Consider the following 16,542-nt stretch of genomic DNA (forward strand, 5'->3'; position numbering starts at 1 on the left):
CCCTATCAATGCAATTGGTTTTGTCCAAGAGCTGTTTCCATGATCGCTTCCTCTGAGATATGGTCTCGTGCCATCGTCTCCGCCAACTCTCCACCATAAAACACCATAACGCGGTCCGATAGCTTAACTACTTCTTCAATTTCGGTGGAATAAAGTAATACAGCCCCGCCTTCAGCAACAAAATTACGAATCAGTTTATAAATCTCTGCTTTCGTACCAATATCTACCCCACGAGTCGGATCGTACATCAACCAAATTTTGCTTTTAGAGACCAACCAACGAGACATAATCATCTTCTGTTGGTTCCCTCCACTGAATGCCGTTGGAGGTTGAACTAGCCCTCGTTCTTCTACTTGCATAGTGACCAATGACTGAGCAACATCAGTTGACTCTTGATCTTCATTGACGATGCCAAATTTAGAATACTTTTCTATGACTGGAAGACTAATATTGTGCCGCCCACTGAGTGGCATAAATAACCCTTCCGTTTTACGATCCTCAGGAATAAATCCAATGTCGATTCCTGCTTTAATCGCATCCGATGGCGACGTGAGCACGGTCTCTTTACCATTGATCTCGATGGAACCAGACGTAACGAGACTCGCACCAAAACATGCTTTAAATGCTTCTAGCTGTCCCATACCTTGCAATCCAGCCACACCTAAAACCTCGCCTTTCTTCAACTCGAACGAGACATTTGTCAGCTCTTTACCGACGCTGATGTTTTTTGCTTTAATGGCGGGCGGCAAACCAGAAAGTGCCGTGTCTCTCACGTCAGGAAAAGTGGCTGAAAGGCTTCGACCAATAATCAGTTTTACAATTTCATCGTCAGTCACATCCTCAACACGCCCTTCGTGTACCGTTTTACCATTCCTCAGCACGGAAATACGGTCACAGTAGTCTCTGACTTCTAACATACGGTGAGAAATAAATATTATCGTCGTACCCTGGTCTTTTAAGCGATGTATGATTCCTCCAAGCCATTCCATGTCTTTACCAGACAAAGCTGAAGTTGGCTCATCCAATAATAGGATCTTAGGGTTTCGCGATACAGCACGAGCTATCTCAATTTTTTGTCTTAACGCCAAATCTAAATCACCAACGATCGAGTTCGGGTTTATTTCAGGTAAATTAAGCGAGCTTAGAATTCGTTCCGCTTGTTGTACAGCCTGTTTACGGGCCAATAGACCTAAGCGATTTTTAGGTTCATAAGGTATGAGAAGGTTTTGTGCTACTGTTAAATCCGGTATCTGTGTCATTTCTTGAAATGCAGTTTGAATTCCGAGCTCATGTGCTATTTGGGGACTGGCAAGTTCAACTTCTTTGTTGAATACCATCAGTTGGCCTTTATCTGGTTGAAGCAGTCCACTCAGCATTTTGACCGTTGTTGATTTTCCAGCACCATTTTCACCTAGGAAAGCGTGAACAGACCCGGATTGAATCCGGGTTGACACTTTTTCCAGAGCGACTGTTTGTCCAAATGCCTTGCGGACATCAATCATCTCTATCGCATTCATATATACATCCTGTCACTATATTTCTACGTAAATTTAAGCGGTTTAATACTCTGGTTGACTATCAAGAGCGGCTTTAAGGGCAACCTGAGGGATCTCTTTATCGTAGACACCAACGTGTGTTTCGGGGTTAGGCATGATGGATGGCGGAAATACGTTACATCCCTGACTCATCTCTTCGTAGCTACCCGTTTTACAGAGTTTGACATTCGCTTTAGTGACGACTGGCGCCTCGATAATGATATCGTGCGGCAGTTTCTTATCTTGCTCATGTGCGTCAATGCCTAATTTCATCGCCTTAACACCAAGTGCGGGACCGATAATGTGACCGAAGCCATCAATTCCACGAGCACGATAGGTATCTGTCGCGCCTGGAACAGCAGCATCTTTAGGTACAAGAGCAAGTAGCTCCGCATTTTCAGCTGCGCCAGCACATGGCACCTTCTTATCATCTGGAATACCAGCCTCGTCCTGTAAAGAATAAAATGGTGCGCAACCAAGCTGTGCGAAAGCAACGTCAATACTATCCCAGCTACGCAGTGCCATAAATTTACTCACTTCTTCACGTACAATTGGATCGGTCCATTTGCCTTCGACCTCACCAACCACGTTGATATCAGGGTAGTTTTCTTTCCAGAATTTCTTAGCCGCAACAACACGCTCATCACTTGCCGCCGTACCATTCAGACCGTTGATCATTAGAACATTACCCTTGCCTTTAACTCGCTCAGCAACCCACTTTGCCTCTGTTGTGGCCTGAGCAGCATTATCAGCATGAACGTTTGTCGCACATTTTTCTGTAACAGTAGAATCCCACGTCATGACCGTTATACCCTGTCGACATGCGTTTTTGATGGAACGATTTAACGCAGTTGGAGATGAGGGATATATCACAATCACGTCGGCACCGGCTTCGATCATTGCGTTAATCTGCTGCGCCTGACGTTGTGCATCGCCGTTATCAACGACTTGGACATGAAGATCGATTTTATCTTTATAATCTTTACTCTTAGAGAATGCAGTCATCATATTACGGTTCTCTTTCATCCATGTGTTTCCATAAAAGCCAAAACTCACATAGACTTTCATTTTCTCTTCGGCATGAGCGACAGAAGCCAATCCCATCCCCAAAGACGTAAGAACCAACGACGAAACAACAGTCGACTTAAACCGTGATGTGAAGATTTTTTTCTTTAGATTCGTGCTAACCACATGCTTTATCATTAATTATTCCCTTAAGGTTAAAATCAATATTGAACGAAATCCCTATCAATAAACTATTTTGATTGCTTTGCCAGACTCACACAGATTGGCTCAGGTTTTGGACCATGATGATGATGGTGGTGGTGAGGATCCGGATTTTTTAAATTAGGTAGATCTTTTCGGTACACAATGGGCTGACCATGATCAGTAGCCACGTAAGAACGACGCCAGTTTTCTTTATATAATCCTCGGAGTTGTTGATCAGTGAGACCAATACTGTCCAAAAGCTCTTCTAAAGCAGATAACCACTGGCGATAATAGGCTTGCTGATCGGTTTCATCCGGTTTACGAGGATATGTGCTGATATGCTTAGCAAACGTTTTAACCCATACTTTCCAGTCAAATAGACCTGCCTTATTTAAAAGAACTGTTACTGAAAACGCTTGAGCCTGCCAAGGCTCTTCAAAAATAATTCCATCATCTTTCAGCATCGCTTCTTTTGAAGGAGCATCATGAAGAAGTAAATCATTGCACCCATTCATATCAGATCTCCTCTAAGTAACTGTCGTACATATCAATTCGAATTGATGTGTTAGTATCACCACCTTCTCCCCATACATCGTCCTTATCGAAGTGGACGCTATATAAAGGCTCTGGACATGCTCCTTTCCCGTGAGCTCTTGTATCGGCGAAAATATAAATGCCATATAAATGTTTGACAGTACCAACGCGCCCGCGAAGATAACTCGGAACTCGCGTATGACCGTAAGTTATGTCTTTGGTGACACGAACTCGGTCACCGGCCTGAAATCTGGGTTCTATCTCTGATGTGTGTTCAGGATGTTTACTGTTCATGATCATATCGATCACTTCGTTTGCACTGATAGGCATTATTCCTCTCCTTTCATTTCTGTACGCAGCATTTCAATACGTTCAGCAACTTCTTCGCGAGTCAGAATACCTTTGGCAAACAGCAGATTTTCAGTCGCGTATAACCAATGCTCGTAATATGGCGCATCCAGGTACTCAACAGGATGCATTTTCTCCATCTCGTGCCGACACTCGTCCGGATACATCATGCCCTCTAGCTGAGTGAGCATATGTATACCAAATGTGCGTCGTTCCCAATCATGCCTAAATGGAGCTTCAGAGCCACCATCATACTCAATTGGACCGTAACAAAGCATGCCACCCATATCATGAATACTGTTCATTAGGCTTCCTCCGCTACCATTGTTTCTGGACATTTAGGAAGGCCAGTGCCAATCATCGAATCTCTGGTTACCCACTCAACAAGTTCTGTTTCAGATAAACCGATTGATTCATTTGGCTGCATCGGTAAAACCATGTAACGAATTTCTGCATTACTGTCCCACACACGGATTTCGATACTCTCATCGATATGTAAACCAAATTCAGCAATAACTTTTCTTGGCTCTACAACGACACGACTACGATATGCAGCCGTTTTATACCAGTTCGGTGGCAGACCTAGCACAGGCCATGGATAACATGAACATAAGGTACATACGATGACGTTGTGTAGTTCAGGAGTATTCTCCAATACGATAATTTCTTCCCCCTGAACACCGCTATAGCCCAACTCCGCTATCGCCTTCGAACCATCTTCTAAAAGACGCTTTCTATATTCTGGGTCTGACCATGCTTTAGCGACCACCTTTGCACCATTTCTAGGACCAAGCTTGGTTTCGTATAGATCAATCATCGCGTCAACCGCACTTGAATCGATTAACCCCTTCTCGGATAGCAGAGTTTCGATCGCTTTTATTCTCAACATATAATCTGATGGAGGCATTGTTCCTGACATCTTGAATTCCCTCTCTTATCGTTCCAATAACAATTAATTAACATCTTTTACAATATACTGCCTAAAAATATACAAAATAAAAATCATCAATATTGTTGATAGTCAGGTGAGGAGAGATGCGATTTAAATGAAAAGGAAGAATCAGCCAAAATAAGGTCAAACTAAAATGTCACAAAAAGTTATTCCGCCATCAATAGAGCAAATTCTTGCTATGGCTTCTTCATTCGGCATGAGCATGTCCAATGACGAAGCAGAGATGTATTCAAAATTTATCGCACCTATCTCTCAACAATACGATCGTATTGATGAATTGAATGAACCACTACCCGAAATTAAGTACCCAAGAACACCAGGACACGCTCCAACACCAGAGGAAAACCCCTTAAAAGCATGGTATTGGAAAACTGATATTAAAGGTGCTGATAGTGGGTTATTAGCTGGTCAACGTGTTGCTATAAAAGACAATATCTGTGTAGCAGGTGTACCCATGATGAATGGTACTCGCATACTTGAAGGCTATGTTCCGGATATTGATGCGACTGTCGTCTCACGCGTATTAGATGAGGGTGGAATTATCGCTGGTAAAGCCGCTTGCGAAGCGTTATGCACATCAAGTCAAAGCTACACATGTGATACAGGTCCTATTTTAAACCCACGTAACATAGCGCATTCAGCAGGAGGTTCATCAGGTGGTAATGCAGCTCTCGTAGCATCTGGTGAGATCAGCATGTCAATTGGCGGAGATCAAGGTGGTTCGGTAAGAACGCCAGCTGCTTGGTGTGGTATTTATGGTTTAAAACCTACATGGGGACTCGTTCCGGCAACAGGTGCGATGCCAATTGCTTACAGCATGGATCACCTTGGGCCGATGTGTGATAGCCCGGAAAATGTGGCCAAGTTATTGACGGTAATCGCAGGACCTGACCGCTTTGACCCTAGAACAACGATTTCTAAACCTCAGGACTACCTTGGTGCGTTAGAAAAAAATGTGAAAGGTCTAAAAATAGGTATCCTTACTCAAGGCTTTGGCCACGCAAACAGCGATCCTGAATCTGATGCAATCGTAAAAAATGCCATCAACCACTTCAAATCACTTGGAGCTGAAGTCTCGGAAGTTAGTGTACCAATGCATCTCGATGGGTGCGCTATTCATAGCGGCCTTGTCATGGAAGGTGCGGCTCAATTAATCTTTCAAGGAAATGGCCAAGGTGACCACTGGAATGGTTTATACGCTCGCTCTCTCATAGAAGCATTTGGTAGTCGCTGGAAATCTCGTCCTGATCAGCTTCCCTACACGACAAAAGCCATGCTATTTATGGGCACTCATATGCGAGACAAGTACCATGGCCGCTATCACGCAAAAGCTCAGAATCTGAGACTCGCGTTAATCGATGCGTACGACAAAGCATTTCAAGATGTCGATATAATTGTTATGCCAACGATTCCCCATACCGCCGACAAATTACCAGAAGCTTACAGTCCGATAGAAGACATTATCGATGCCTCAAATATGCTGCAAAACACCATGCCTTTTGACGTAACTGGACACCCTGCTTTCTCTATTCCGTGTGGCACACTTAATGGATTACCTGTTGGGTTAATGCTCGTTGGTAAGAATATGGATGATGCGACCCTAATCACCGCTGGTGAAAACTTCGCAAAATCTTACAATTGGCAGGAAAACTGCCCGCTGTAATCTAAACTCGACTTATTACTAAGACTGAGGCAACTCAGTCTTTTTTTTGCACTATAAGATTCCATTAATGAATTTATTTGCACCAACATAGAACAAGTTTGATTCATAAGGTACGTAGTGACACCTATTTTAATCGGCACGTAACTTGCTGTAACGAGTTAATAATTTCATTTCTCAAGGACAGAGCAATGTATGATATGAGTTTTAGCGAAGTTAAAAAGCTAACCAATATTATTTACGAATTAGAACACCTTTCTAACGATACCGACGTTAGGTGTAAAATACTCAGTGATATTTCAGACTTACTCAATGCGCAGTATTCATGCTCTTACGTTTGGGATGAGTCAGAGCGTCAGTTTGCTCAAGCATATAATCGCAACATTTCACAGCAATCGGCGGATATATATCAAAGGCACTACCAATATCACGACCCCATTACGTTTAAGATGCGTCAATTAGGTTGTTCTGTCGTGCCTGAGGTTATGCCATACAGAGACTACTATATGACCGATTATTACAATGACGTCATGAGAAACGAAGGGATGAAATTCGGTATAAACCTTTACCTGTTTGATGGTAAAAGAGACATTGGAGACTTTCGTCTCTGGCGTGATAAAAATGCCGGTGAATTCGGTCAACGAGATAAAGAAATCTTACTCCTATTAGAGCCTCACCTTAAACGCAGTATTTTGCAGTTTGAAGAAAGCGCCAATCTCTATTCCAGTCTGACTAAGCGGGAGAAAGAAGTTGCACTTTTTATCAGCAAAGGCCTTACCGATAAAGAACTGGCTGAATATCTGAATATTGGCTTTAGTACGGTACGTACTCACGTTACACGCGTTTTGAATAAACTAGAATGCAGCAACCGGGCGGAGTTAGCAGCCTTGTTAAGCTCACAAACTATGACAGTTCGTTAAACTAGGAGTAAAAAATCAATAATATTGAGGATACCCGTGATGCTAAGGATTAGTTAACTTAACTGGACACAGTCACTAAACTATCTACTACTCAAAAGCATAAACAGGGAGAACGTTATGCATATTGAACCTCATGTTGTTGACGGAGCAAAGCTCCTACTTAGTTACGCTACTGCCGCTGGCTCACTCGGCTATGCAAGTAAGCTCATCCGCGATCATTTAAAAGAATCGTCAAACATTTCTATGCTATGCGCGCGTGGTGCTATTTCAATAATCGTCGTCCTATGTTTATTTCAATTGTTACCACACCCTCCGGTCGGTGTTTCAGAAGTCCATCTCATCTTGGGTTCATCTCTATTCTTATTGTTTGGAGCAGCACCAGCAGCTATAGGACTCGCAGGCGGTTTACTGATTCAAGGGTTAGTATTCGCACCGTTTGACCTTCCTCAATATGGTATGAATGTAACCACCCTATTAGCGCCACTATTTTTGATGGATATCGCTGCACGCAAAATTATTTCTCAAGGCACTGCGTATAAAGATATTGGTTACAGCCAAGCACTAAAATTATCGCTTACTTTCCAAGGTGGTATTGTTGCTTGGGTAGGTTTTTGGTCTTTCTACGGTCAGGGATTTACTGCTGAAAACCTAACGAATGTCTCCATTTTTGCTTCGGCTTATCTGTCCGTTATTCTCGTTGAGCCAATTATTGATCTCGCGTTGCTTTACACGGCAAAATCTATCTCAAAATCACCTATTTCTCTATTCCAGAGTAAGCTGTATCTAAATTCATAGTCCGCTTCATCTCGATAATTCTAGGCTCTTTCAACAGAGCCTTTTTTGTTTCTTGTTACTAGCCTTATTAAAAAATTACCGATAAAAAAGGGCGTGGTACAAACCACGCCAAAATCAACTTAATCAAAAGACAGTAAGTTCAGGATTTCTTACCACCAAGCTTCCATTTGAATACCCACGCTTACCTGGCTATCTTTACCATCAGCAAATGGGGTCTCGTCATCCGCTTTAAGGTAGGTGGTATATAGTCTCACTTCAGGTCGCACAAATTGACTTTCTCCTACTGAAATAATGTGTGCTAGCGTGACTTTATTACCCTGATAAGATGTTGAATCTGAGCCAAGTTTTTCATCACGGTTAAACCAAGAAAGTTCAAGTGCTGATTTATTGTATTTGTCCCAAATATACTCTGGTCTAACAGCAATAGAGAAATCGCTCGCTTTGTCGTAGCCTAAACCATCACCTAAGTTATCCGCATAACCGTAAGAAATGGCATGATTCATCACTACATTGTCTGTAATGTACTCTTCGCCGTAGTTCGTTACGCGATAACCTTTTGCATTGGAGTAGTCAGAGTTTGCATTTAAAAGGTAGCCATGGTTTACCATGTTGGATGCGTATCCTTTATCTGCGTACTGAACAAATGTGTCATTGAATCCTTTACCAACAGGTACGCTTAATATAAACGATGTTTGTAAGGAGTTTTCTGACGCGTAATTGGTACCATTATCTTCGTTATATTGCTGTGCATCGGTTTTATTCACTATGCCGTAGTCAACAATAAATTCCCCTTTCGCATCACCGAACAACGGCAAATCCGCATATCTCAAATCGAGTATGTTGGTATTATTCAATGTTTGTTCGGCGGTTGCGTCAGAAACACGCACATCCGCATAAGAGTCATTACGAACCCAAGCAACAGAGAATTTACCTTCCCCTAAATTAATATTATCGATACCTGCGCCAGGGCCGAAAATACCCACCAGTTTATAATCCATCATTTGGAGCTCTCTGGACTTATAGTTACGCTTACCCACCCAGAATGTTGCTTCTGGTAGTGATGGAATAAAGCCCTCGCCATTTAGATAATACTGAGTAATCGCTAATGGGTTATTTGTTGTTGAGTAAGAGTCATCTTCACTGGAAGTATCTGTTCCAACAGATTCCCAGTTTGTTCTCATATCCATATTCCCTTCAGCATCAACGCGCACTGTGAATTTACGGCCAGTATCATCTTCAAAGATGCCTTGCTCTAAGGCAATATCATAATAACCATCGACTTCGTTACCAAATCTACCGAGGTTATTAATTCGATAACTTTTCATTTCTCCATCAGTTGATGTAAATATTCCACCGCGAACGTAGCCATGGAAATCAGCTGCATATGCAAAGCTAGTACTAATAGCAAATACAAGAGGTAACATGGCGAGTTTATTTTTATTCCCTAACATTTTAATATTTCCTTATTTAAATTTTAGGCGCAGAAACTCAGTGGGTAAGATATCTATCAAACCCACGGAGTGTATTATTTTAAATTTATTTAATTAATTTTATTTAAAAAGAGTATTACCATTAGAATTTATTACGTCTTGATACCAAAAGAAGCTATCTTTTTTATATCTATTTAAAGTACCTTCTCTTTCATCATTAATATCGACATAAATAAATCCATAACGCTTTTTCAACTGACCAGTAGATGAACTAACAATATCAATTGGACCCCAACTCGTATATCCAATCACATCAACACCATCAATTAACGCATTATTAATTTCAACTAGGTGGTCATGTAAATAGCTAATTCGGTAGTCATCTTTAATTTTATTATTGCTGTCAATTGTATCAATCGCTCCAAGTCCATTTTCTACGATAAATAATGGCTTTTTATATCGGTCATACAGTAGATTTAAGGTATAGCGTAGCCCTTTCGGATCCAGTTGCCAGCCAAAATCTGAGGTCTCTAGATACGGATTTTTTACGCCACCAAGAATATTACCGTCTGTTGTTTCTTTACCACTATCATCGGAAGCATAAGCACAACTCATGTAATAACTGAAGCTCACAAAATCGACGATATTGTCAGCTAGGATCTTTTCATCACCATCTGCAAATTCAATATCAATCCCTTTCCCTTTAAAGTAATTCTTAGCAAAAATAGAGTATTCACCAAGAGCTTGTATATCACTAAAGAGCAGTTGTTCCTGCTGTTGCTGATACGCAGCCAGAACATCATCAGGATTACAGCTATACGGATAAAACGGTATAAACGCTAACATACAACCAATTTTGGCATCCGGAATAATGTCATGACACTCTTTTACAGCCAGTGCGCTTGCAACAAATTGGTGATGCGCTGACTGATAAATAATCTGTTCTCTATTCGGGTCATTTTCATCAAGCAATAACCCACCACCTGTAAATGGGAAATGTGAAATGATATTGATTTCATTAAACGTCAGCCATAGTTTGACCTGATCTTTATACCGTTCAAAAAGAACTTTTGAATAGCGAACATAAAGGTCAATCAACTTGCGATCACGCCAACCACCAAATCGTTTTACCAGCGATAATGGCATATCATAGTGACAGATGGTCACCATTGGCTCTATACCGTGTTTCAGTAGTTCATTGAACACATCTTCATAATGCTGAAGTCCCTGCTCGTTAGGTTGTGCATCATCACCGTTGGGGAAAATACGCGTCCAGGCGACGGATAAACGGAAACACTTAAAGCCCATTTCAGCGAAGAGTGCAATATCGTCCTTGTAGCGATGATAAAAATCGATCGCATCATGAAATGGATATTGTCCTAGATCCGACTCCATAATGGGACCAGTTATCCCACTTGGTAATACATCAGCAACGGATAAACCTTTACCATATTTGTTATAGGCCCCTTCACATTGGTTCGCAGCTACGGCACCGCCCCACATGAAGTTTTCAGGGAATACAGACTTATTCATACAATTGTCTCTTCCTTATTATGTTGAAATTACGGTTGTTTAACGTCTTCGAATCCAAAGATTCGAGTAAGTAGCGCAGCAGAAATGAATGAAACTAAACAACCAATGATGAAATAGATGAATTTAGGACCAAAGAAGAAAGCTAAACCTGCAAGTGGCCCAGTACCAATGCCTGTTGCGCCTACCTGGAATAACCCCATCACCGCACCACCAAGCGCTCCGCCAATACATGCAGCGATTAATGGCTTCTTAAGCCTAACCGTTACACCAAATAGCGCAGGTTCTGTGATACCGATAACAGCGTTCACCGCGGCACCACCAGCTATCGACTTAAAGGTCTTGCTCTTAGTCATTAAGAAGACCATAAATGTAGCACCAGCTTGTGCTGAGTTAGCGGCGATACCAATAGCCATAATGTAGTCAAAACCCGTCTGAGAAATGGATTCAAACATGACAGGTAAGAAGCCGTAGTGCATACCAGTAATAACGATAGGACCATAGAATCCACCAAGTAGTGCCCCAGCAAGAAAGCCGACATGGTTATAAATTAGAATGAACGTTGATGCGACAACATTACCAATAACCGATCCAACAGGCCCCAACACAGCGAGCATAACCGGAGCAACTATGATAAGTGTTAATACAGGTTGAAATACGCCTTTCAATGACTTAGGAATAAACGTTGCTAACCCTTTTTCGACATAAGACATGAACCAAATTGTCAATATAATTGGTAAAACAGAACTCATGTAGATAGTTGATTTCAAAGGAATATCAAATAAATGCATGTAGTCGCCACTACTTTGCATCAGCGCGGTTAACTGTGGATGAATCAATATTCCACCCAGAGCTGCACCGATATAAGGGTTACACTTAAACTTAATTGCAGAGCTAACTCCAAGTATTACTGGAAGGAAATAGAAAGCCGAATCTCCTATCACAGAGAGTATTTTGATGGTTTCGCTATCTGGGTGGACAAGATTAAATGAAGTCAGCATCACGATGATGCCTTTCAGCAGGCCTGCACCAACGATTGCGGGAATTACTGGGGAAAAAATACCAGCGATAGCATCGAGTAGATTGGCAACAATACCTTTTTTCGCGCTATTCGTATTAGTATCTTCAGTTTCTTGTGGCTCTTTTGACCCATAAACAAGAGATTTCATTGCATCAAATACATCAGAAACTCTATTACCTAAAACTATTTGTAACTGACCACTATTTTCATTAACACCTAACACACCTGGGATATTACTAATTGCTTCTTTATCAACATTATCAAAAGAATTTAATGTAATTCTTAGCCTGGTAATACAATGTGTTAAATGAGATATATTTTCTTTACCACCAATTAAAGGTAGTATTTCGATTGCTATTTTTTGGTTATCCATAAAAATCCCTTTATAGAAAAGATAATATAATTATTAACTATAATTCATCTATAAACTACAGGGATTAATCAATGTATTCTTGACTCAAAATGACAAGGATTTGTCTATAATTGGCATTTTCATTAATTACTCAAAAAGTTATTTTCCCATTTTTTAATAATGAAGTCGGTGTATATCCATACTGTTTCTTAAACGCACGACTAAAATGAGAGAAATCGCTAAATCCATATTCTAACGCTGCCACTCCTACACGTTTGAAACGACCGGTACTAATTTCACGATGCGCTTCCGATAGCCTCTTTTTCCAAAGCCACCCCATAACAGTTTCACCTTCCTTAGAAAATATTCGATAAAGAGTCCTTGGCGACATAGACATACTGTTCGCAACGGATTCAATAGTCACATCAGGATTACTCAGTTGGCTTTCCAGATATTGTTTTATTCTATCTACCTGACTATCAATACGAATACCTTTGGAATCGCATGAGCTATGCCCTTTTAAGTTACTTTCTATAAGATTAACGAAATTCGATGTAATTGAATTCTGACTGATAGTCGGACAATCTAGGTCAGAATAGGAAATTTCTAACAAAACTTTACTGATAATAGATGTCACTAACTGGCTTTTCTCAAACAAGACCCCACCTAGTTCATCGATAGCTAACAATGACTTAGGAATCAATGTGGTTAACGTCGAGAATTGCTCCATCCGCAGTTCAAAAGGACGTGTTGAATCATATATCAAGATATCGCCGGGCGTTGCTTTAGTGACAACACCGTTGCTTTCTATCGAGACATCACCCTTTAAAAGTAGTGACACCTGAATTTCTTCTCGAATATCTGTACAAATTTTGGATTTGGTTCGTTGAAAATTTATCTTATCTCCAGTCGACGCTGTAATCGTCAATTCATCAAATTGCTTTTTACTTATCGTTCCTTGGTAATCTCTTATGCATGACTGGATATCAACGCTGGCATATGTTTGGCAAACACTAGAATGCCAATAATCGAGACGCTCGTTAGCCTCGATCGTTGAAGTGTTACATATGTTTTTCATAAATAATTCACTCCATATGTTAACCATATGCTCTTGTTCAACATCGGTATACCACCCTCAAATTGGTAGAAACTACCAGTTTTTAACATATTCACATTGACCTCCATATCGATGTAAAAGTGCATATTAACAACTTGCGCAACCGGTTGTTCAGCGTAATAATAAGCCATTGCTATAAAAATGTAACGTGATCAAGATCACGTAAAATTAACATTTACGCTACAACCCTGTTTTTGGTAGTAAAGAAAGCACTATGAACCACGGCAATAACTTGGTTAGAATCGTCTAAAAGGATTTTTGGTAAGAAAGCAATGGCAACAATTATTGATGTATCACGACGTGCAGGTGTTTCCAAAACAACCGTGTCGCGAGTAATGAATGGAAAGGGAAGAATTTCACAGAGCACAAGAGATGCCGTATTTAAAGCGATAAAGGAACTCGATTATCGTCCTAATGTTCTCGCACAATCGTTGTCGAATCAAATGACGAACAGCATCGGGCTGATTCTGCCTTCAGGTTATCATCGTTCACAATATATTATGGGGCTGATGGATCTAGCTCACTCTATGGCCGCTAATGCCGGTAAATTTTTGATAATTACACAAACTACTGAAAATACCTTGGAAAGTGGTATACGCTCTATCCGTGAACTTGTTGATAGGCAATGTGATGGTATTTTGTATTATAAAACATCGCATATTGAAACGTCTGAAGGTCGGAATCAATTGATAAAGACGATCGATGACCTCCCAATTCCATTGGTCATGTTGAATTACAAATTAGAAGGAAAACTCGATCAATGTGTTTGGTTTGACCATGTCGAAACAGGTTATTTAGCTATAAATAAACTGATTGAATTTGGGCATAGACAGATTGCCTACCTATGCGGACCACAGAATATTAATACAGGCCGTCAACGGTTTGAAGGATACAGATTGGCTTTAGCTGAGCATGATATTGAATATGATCCCAGGTTAGTCGTCGAAGCAAGACCTTTTCTTGATGGGGGCTTCGAGGCATGTGAAACATTGCTCAAAAGAAATGTCAGTTTTTCAGCCATTTCGTGCTACAACGATCCCATTGCAATCGGAACCTTAAAAGCATTATTGGAAAACGGTAAACAGGTTCCACAAGATATCTCTGTCTTTGGGTTTGATAATGAAGATATTGCGTCATACACACAACCGACACTATGTTCAGTTCAACTTCCAGTTCGCGAAATAGTGGAGCGAGCCTGTAATATTCTCTTCGCAAGAATGTCTGCCATTGAAACACAGAATCAACCTGTTACAGAGTTACACAGTGAAGTGATCATGCGTGATTCAGTAAGACGACTAATATAGAAAATACCCTTTAGAGTTAAAATAAGAGAACAAGTACTCTTATTTAACAGTTTTTAGATACCTCAGTAATTCAAAGTGTTACTTAAAATTGGGATTTTGACATTAAATTTTAACGCATTATTGAGATCCTGTTGCTATTCTTAAATAGATAAGAAATGTGTATCGCGACCAGCGCGCCCGGTAGTGGTAATACTCAACGCAGCAACAAGGACACGACTATGCAGATTAATAAGGATCTTTTAAATTCGTCAGACAGCCCTTTAAACAGATTCAGTAACAGCCCGAGTGAGTTGATGTCAGTAGATATGCCTCTCCGAGGAGACATTGAAGACACTATTGCCCATCTAACATCATCACTCCATCACGCTATGTTAGAGGGTGACAAAGAAAAAGTAAGGCATTATGCAATGATGCTTGGCTATTATGGTTTAGAAGCCTGGCGTTAAGTCGGGCTTTATTTTTAAAATCCAATAACAGATATCACTAATTTAGTAATACTTGTATCTGAGTGGTAATCTAATCCAAATACTCATTTTTCAGTATTCTTCAAGCTGAATTACCTAGTTTGCTACGGTTTTAAATGCGATTTTCGACGTACCAATTTTCCTCGAAGTAATTCCTTATTGTTTTCCAGATCCGGCTTAAGAAGACGCTTAATTGAACGAGAAATAATATCCGCTCTAGGTTGGCTATATGTCGTTAACTGATAGGCTGTTACATCACTTAGGTTCATATCATCATAACCAACGATTCCAATATGGTGATGACTCGGATGATCTCTAAGTGCGTCTATCGCTCCTAAAGCAAGAATATCGTTTTCACAAAATAAAGCATCGATCAATAAATCTGTACTGGTATTATTTAGATATCTAACCATTTCATCGTATGCCCGATGATACTCATACTGCCCCGCCACAATAACCGTATCAACCTCAATTTTTTGTGCATTGAGATAGTCTCTATATCCATCGAGTCTCAGTAGTTCTCTGGTATCCGTATCGGGGCCCTTAAGATAGCCAAACCTCTGATAACCTTGATTGAATAATAAATGTGCAACTTCTTGTCCACCAGCGTATCCGTTACTTGTCACGACTTGGATATCAGGGTTTAAACTGTTGCGAAACATTTGTACTAAAGCAATGTTATGTTTGTCTCTAGCAAGCGATATTAATTCATCAGACAACACCGTACCGGAGTACAATAATCCATCGACCTGAAATTGATCAGCAAGACGTAAGACAGATTCATAACTGTGCTTATTGGAAATATTCAGAAGAAGAGCCATAAATCCGTTATTTTGTAACTGGGTTGTAATTTCATCCAATACGGGAGCAATATTTGGATTCTTCAGCTGATCTACAACAATACCTACAATATTTGTACGTTTTTTTGAAAGACTACGAGCGAGTAAGTTCGGCCGATAACCCAGTTCCTCTGAGGCTTTTAGTACCTTCTCCATGGTACTCTTCGATATAGATGCCCCCTTGGTAAATGCGCGATTTACCGTCCATTTTGACACACCAGCTCTTAAAGCGACGTCTTTTGCGGTCGCCTTTGATTTTTTTATGGTTATATCATCACTCATGATTACTTCCCTGAAATAGATCCCATAACTTTATACAAAACCAAAGTATACGACAACCATCACAAAATGCTCTCGGGAGCAAATAACCTAGAATGTTTGTGACCATTTTCAAAATTTTATTCTAAGAAATTTTCCATTCCAAATATCATGAATTATCGTCTGAACAAGCCAAGGGACAAACAAGCCCCTCAAACAAGAATTTAGTGCGATATAAATCACAAAATTCTGCGTATTTTAGGGACTAACTTTG

16 protein-coding genes are annotated in these 16,542 nt (G+C 40.5%); 5 read left to right on the plus strand and 11 right to left on the minus strand.

The features are described from left to right. Window positions 1-5 precede the first annotated feature (5 nt). The 6 genes from EES38_RS00275 to nthA are packed head-to-tail and all read right to left on the minus strand — an operon-like array spanning window position 6 to window position 4,545. A complete protein-coding gene (locus EES38_RS00275) occupies window positions 6-1,517 on the minus strand; it encodes a sugar ABC transporter ATP-binding protein (RefSeq protein ID WP_124935173.1) in 1,512 nt (503 codons plus the stop codon). 42 nt (window positions 1,518-1,559) lie between these two features. Continuing rightward, window positions 1,560-2,738 carry a substrate-binding domain-containing protein gene (locus tag EES38_RS00280; RefSeq protein WP_124935174.1) on the minus strand — a complete coding sequence of 393 codons (1,179 nt, stop codon included), beginning with the start codon at window positions 2,736-2,738 and terminating at the stop codon, window positions 1,560-1,562. 53 nt (window positions 2,739-2,791) lie between these two features. Then, complete coding sequence (locus tag EES38_RS00285; RefSeq protein ID WP_124935175.1) at window positions 2,792-3,259, minus strand: nitrile hydratase accessory protein; 468 nt, start codon at window positions 3,257-3,259, stop codon at window positions 2,792-2,794. A 1-nt stretch (window position 3,260) separates the two neighbouring features. Further along, the gene (locus EES38_RS22565; RefSeq protein WP_124935176.1) at window positions 3,261-3,608 is read right to left on the minus strand and encodes an SH3-like domain-containing protein; all 348 of its coding nucleotides are present in this window, start codon (window positions 3,606-3,608) and stop codon (window positions 3,261-3,263) included. Then, complete coding sequence (locus EES38_RS22570) at window positions 3,608-3,931, minus strand: SH3-like domain-containing protein (RefSeq protein ID WP_166434179.1); 324 nt, start codon at window positions 3,929-3,931, stop codon at window positions 3,608-3,610. Before EES38_RS22570 ends, EES38_RS22565 begins: the two co-directional genes overlap by 1 nt. Further along, complete coding sequence (nthA, locus tag EES38_RS00300; protein WP_124935178.1) at window positions 3,931-4,545, minus strand: nitrile hydratase subunit alpha; 615 nt, start codon at window positions 4,543-4,545, stop codon at window positions 3,931-3,933. Before nthA ends, EES38_RS22570 begins: the two co-directional genes overlap by 1 nt. Before the next feature lie 166 nt (window positions 4,546-4,711). Here nthA and EES38_RS00305 point away from each other — a divergent pair, with 166 nt between their 5' ends. The 3 genes from EES38_RS00305 to EES38_RS00315 all read left to right on the plus strand — a co-directional run bounded on the left by EES38_RS00305 (window position 4,712) and on the right by EES38_RS00315 (window position 7,953). Next, entirely contained in the window at window positions 4,712-6,241 is a 1,530-nt protein-coding gene (locus EES38_RS00305) for an amidase (RefSeq protein WP_124935179.1), read from the plus strand. Between the two features lie 188 nt (window positions 6,242-6,429). Beyond that, window positions 6,430-7,158, plus strand: coding sequence for a helix-turn-helix domain-containing protein (locus tag EES38_RS00310; protein ID WP_124935180.1), 729 nt, complete (start codon window positions 6,430-6,432; stop codon window positions 7,156-7,158). A gap of 117 nt (window positions 7,159-7,275) precedes the next feature. Next, complete coding sequence (locus EES38_RS00315) at window positions 7,276-7,953, plus strand: energy-coupling factor ABC transporter permease (protein ID WP_124935181.1); 678 nt, start codon at window positions 7,276-7,278, stop codon at window positions 7,951-7,953. A 149-nt stretch (window positions 7,954-8,102) separates the two neighbouring features. Here the strand turns inward: EES38_RS00315 and EES38_RS00320 are convergent, their stop codons facing one another. From EES38_RS00320 to EES38_RS00335, 4 genes are all read right to left on the minus strand, one after another. Further along, window positions 8,103-9,404, minus strand: a complete 1,302-nt coding sequence (locus EES38_RS00320) for a carbohydrate porin (RefSeq protein ID WP_124935182.1) — start codon at window positions 9,402-9,404, stop codon at window positions 8,103-8,105. A 99-nt stretch (window positions 9,405-9,503) separates the two neighbouring features. Continuing rightward, window positions 9,504-10,916 (minus strand): glycoside hydrolase family 1 protein, encoded by a 1,413-nt coding sequence (locus EES38_RS00325; RefSeq protein WP_124935183.1) that lies wholly within the window; start codon window positions 10,914-10,916, stop codon window positions 9,504-9,506. A 29-nt stretch (window positions 10,917-10,945) separates the two neighbouring features. Beyond that, a complete protein-coding gene (locus EES38_RS00330) occupies window positions 10,946-12,307 on the minus strand; it encodes a PTS transporter subunit EIIC (RefSeq protein WP_124935184.1) in 1,362 nt (453 codons plus the stop codon). A 130-nt stretch (window positions 12,308-12,437) separates the two neighbouring features. Continuing rightward, window positions 12,438-13,364: an AraC family transcriptional regulator gene (locus EES38_RS00335; protein ID WP_166434180.1), complete on the minus strand. Its 927-nt coding sequence runs from the start codon at window positions 13,362-13,364 to the stop codon at window positions 12,438-12,440. A 311-nt stretch (window positions 13,365-13,675) separates the two neighbouring features. Here EES38_RS00335 and EES38_RS00340 point away from each other — a divergent pair, with 311 nt between their 5' ends. Both EES38_RS00340 and EES38_RS00345 read left to right on the plus strand, forming a co-directional pair. Continuing rightward, window positions 13,676-14,707 carry a LacI family DNA-binding transcriptional regulator gene (locus tag EES38_RS00340; protein WP_124935186.1) on the plus strand — a complete coding sequence of 344 codons (1,032 nt, stop codon included), beginning with the start codon at window positions 13,676-13,678 and terminating at the stop codon, window positions 14,705-14,707. A 218-nt stretch (window positions 14,708-14,925) separates the two neighbouring features. Further along, entirely contained in the window at window positions 14,926-15,153 is a 228-nt protein-coding gene (locus EES38_RS00345) for a hypothetical protein (protein WP_124935187.1), read from the plus strand. Between the two features lie 122 nt (window positions 15,154-15,275). On the opposite strand, the gene EES38_RS00350 is transcribed toward EES38_RS00345, so the two are convergent. Continuing rightward, a complete protein-coding gene (locus EES38_RS00350; protein ID WP_124935188.1) occupies window positions 15,276-16,292 on the minus strand; it encodes a LacI family DNA-binding transcriptional regulator in 1,017 nt (338 codons plus the stop codon). Window positions 16,293-16,542: the final 250 nt, after the last annotated feature.

Origin of the sequence: Vibrio viridaestus, from assembly GCF_003856525.1 — a bacterium.
Taxonomy (GTDB): domain Bacteria; phylum Pseudomonadota; class Gammaproteobacteria; order Enterobacterales; family Vibrionaceae; genus Vibrio; species Vibrio viridaestus.

Bases quoted from the DNA above. Each gene is read 5' to 3' on its own strand.
- EES38_RS00275 (WP_124935173.1), bottom strand. From the start codon at position 1,517: ATGAATGCGATAGAGATGATTGATGTCCGCAAGGCATTTGGACAAACA.
- EES38_RS00280 (WP_124935174.1), bottom strand. From the start codon at position 2,738: ATGATAAAGCATGTGGTTAGCACGAATCTAAAGAAAAAAATCTTCACA.
- EES38_RS00285 (WP_124935175.1), bottom strand. From the start codon at position 3,259: ATGAATGGGTGCAATGATTTACTTCTTCATGATGCTCCTTCAAAAGAA.
- EES38_RS22565 (WP_124935176.1), bottom strand. From the start codon at position 3,608: ATGCCTATCAGTGCAAACGAAGTGATCGATATGATCATGAACAGTAAA.
- EES38_RS22570 (WP_166434179.1), bottom strand. From the start codon at position 3,931: ATGAACAGTATTCATGATATGGGTGGCATGCTTTGTTACGGTCCAATT.
- nthA (WP_124935178.1), bottom strand. From the start codon at position 4,545: ATGTCAGGAACAATGCCTCCATCAGATTATATGTTGAGAATAAAAGCG.
- EES38_RS00305 (WP_124935179.1), top strand. From the start codon at position 4,712: ATGTCACAAAAAGTTATTCCGCCATCAATAGAGCAAATTCTTGCTATG.
- EES38_RS00310 (WP_124935180.1), top strand. From the start codon at position 6,430: ATGTATGATATGAGTTTTAGCGAAGTTAAAAAGCTAACCAATATTATT.
- EES38_RS00315 (WP_124935181.1), top strand. From the start codon at position 7,276: ATGCATATTGAACCTCATGTTGTTGACGGAGCAAAGCTCCTACTTAGT.
- EES38_RS00320 (WP_124935182.1), bottom strand. From the start codon at position 9,404: ATGTTAGGGAATAAAAATAAACTCGCCATGTTACCTCTTGTATTTGCT.
- EES38_RS00325 (WP_124935183.1), bottom strand. From the start codon at position 10,916: ATGAATAAGTCTGTATTCCCTGAAAACTTCATGTGGGGCGGTGCCGTA.
- EES38_RS00330 (WP_124935184.1), bottom strand. From the start codon at position 12,307: ATGGATAACCAAAAAATAGCAATCGAAATACTACCTTTAATTGGTGGT.
- EES38_RS00335 (WP_166434180.1), bottom strand. From the start codon at position 13,364: ATGAAAAACATATGTAACACTTCAACGATCGAGGCTAACGAGCGTCTC.
- EES38_RS00340 (WP_124935186.1), top strand. From the start codon at position 13,676: ATGGCAACAATTATTGATGTATCACGACGTGCAGGTGTTTCCAAAACA.
- EES38_RS00345 (WP_124935187.1), top strand. From the start codon at position 14,926: ATGCAGATTAATAAGGATCTTTTAAATTCGTCAGACAGCCCTTTAAAC.
- EES38_RS00350 (WP_124935188.1), bottom strand. From the start codon at position 16,292: ATGAGTGATGATATAACCATAAAAAAATCAAAGGCGACCGCAAAAGAC.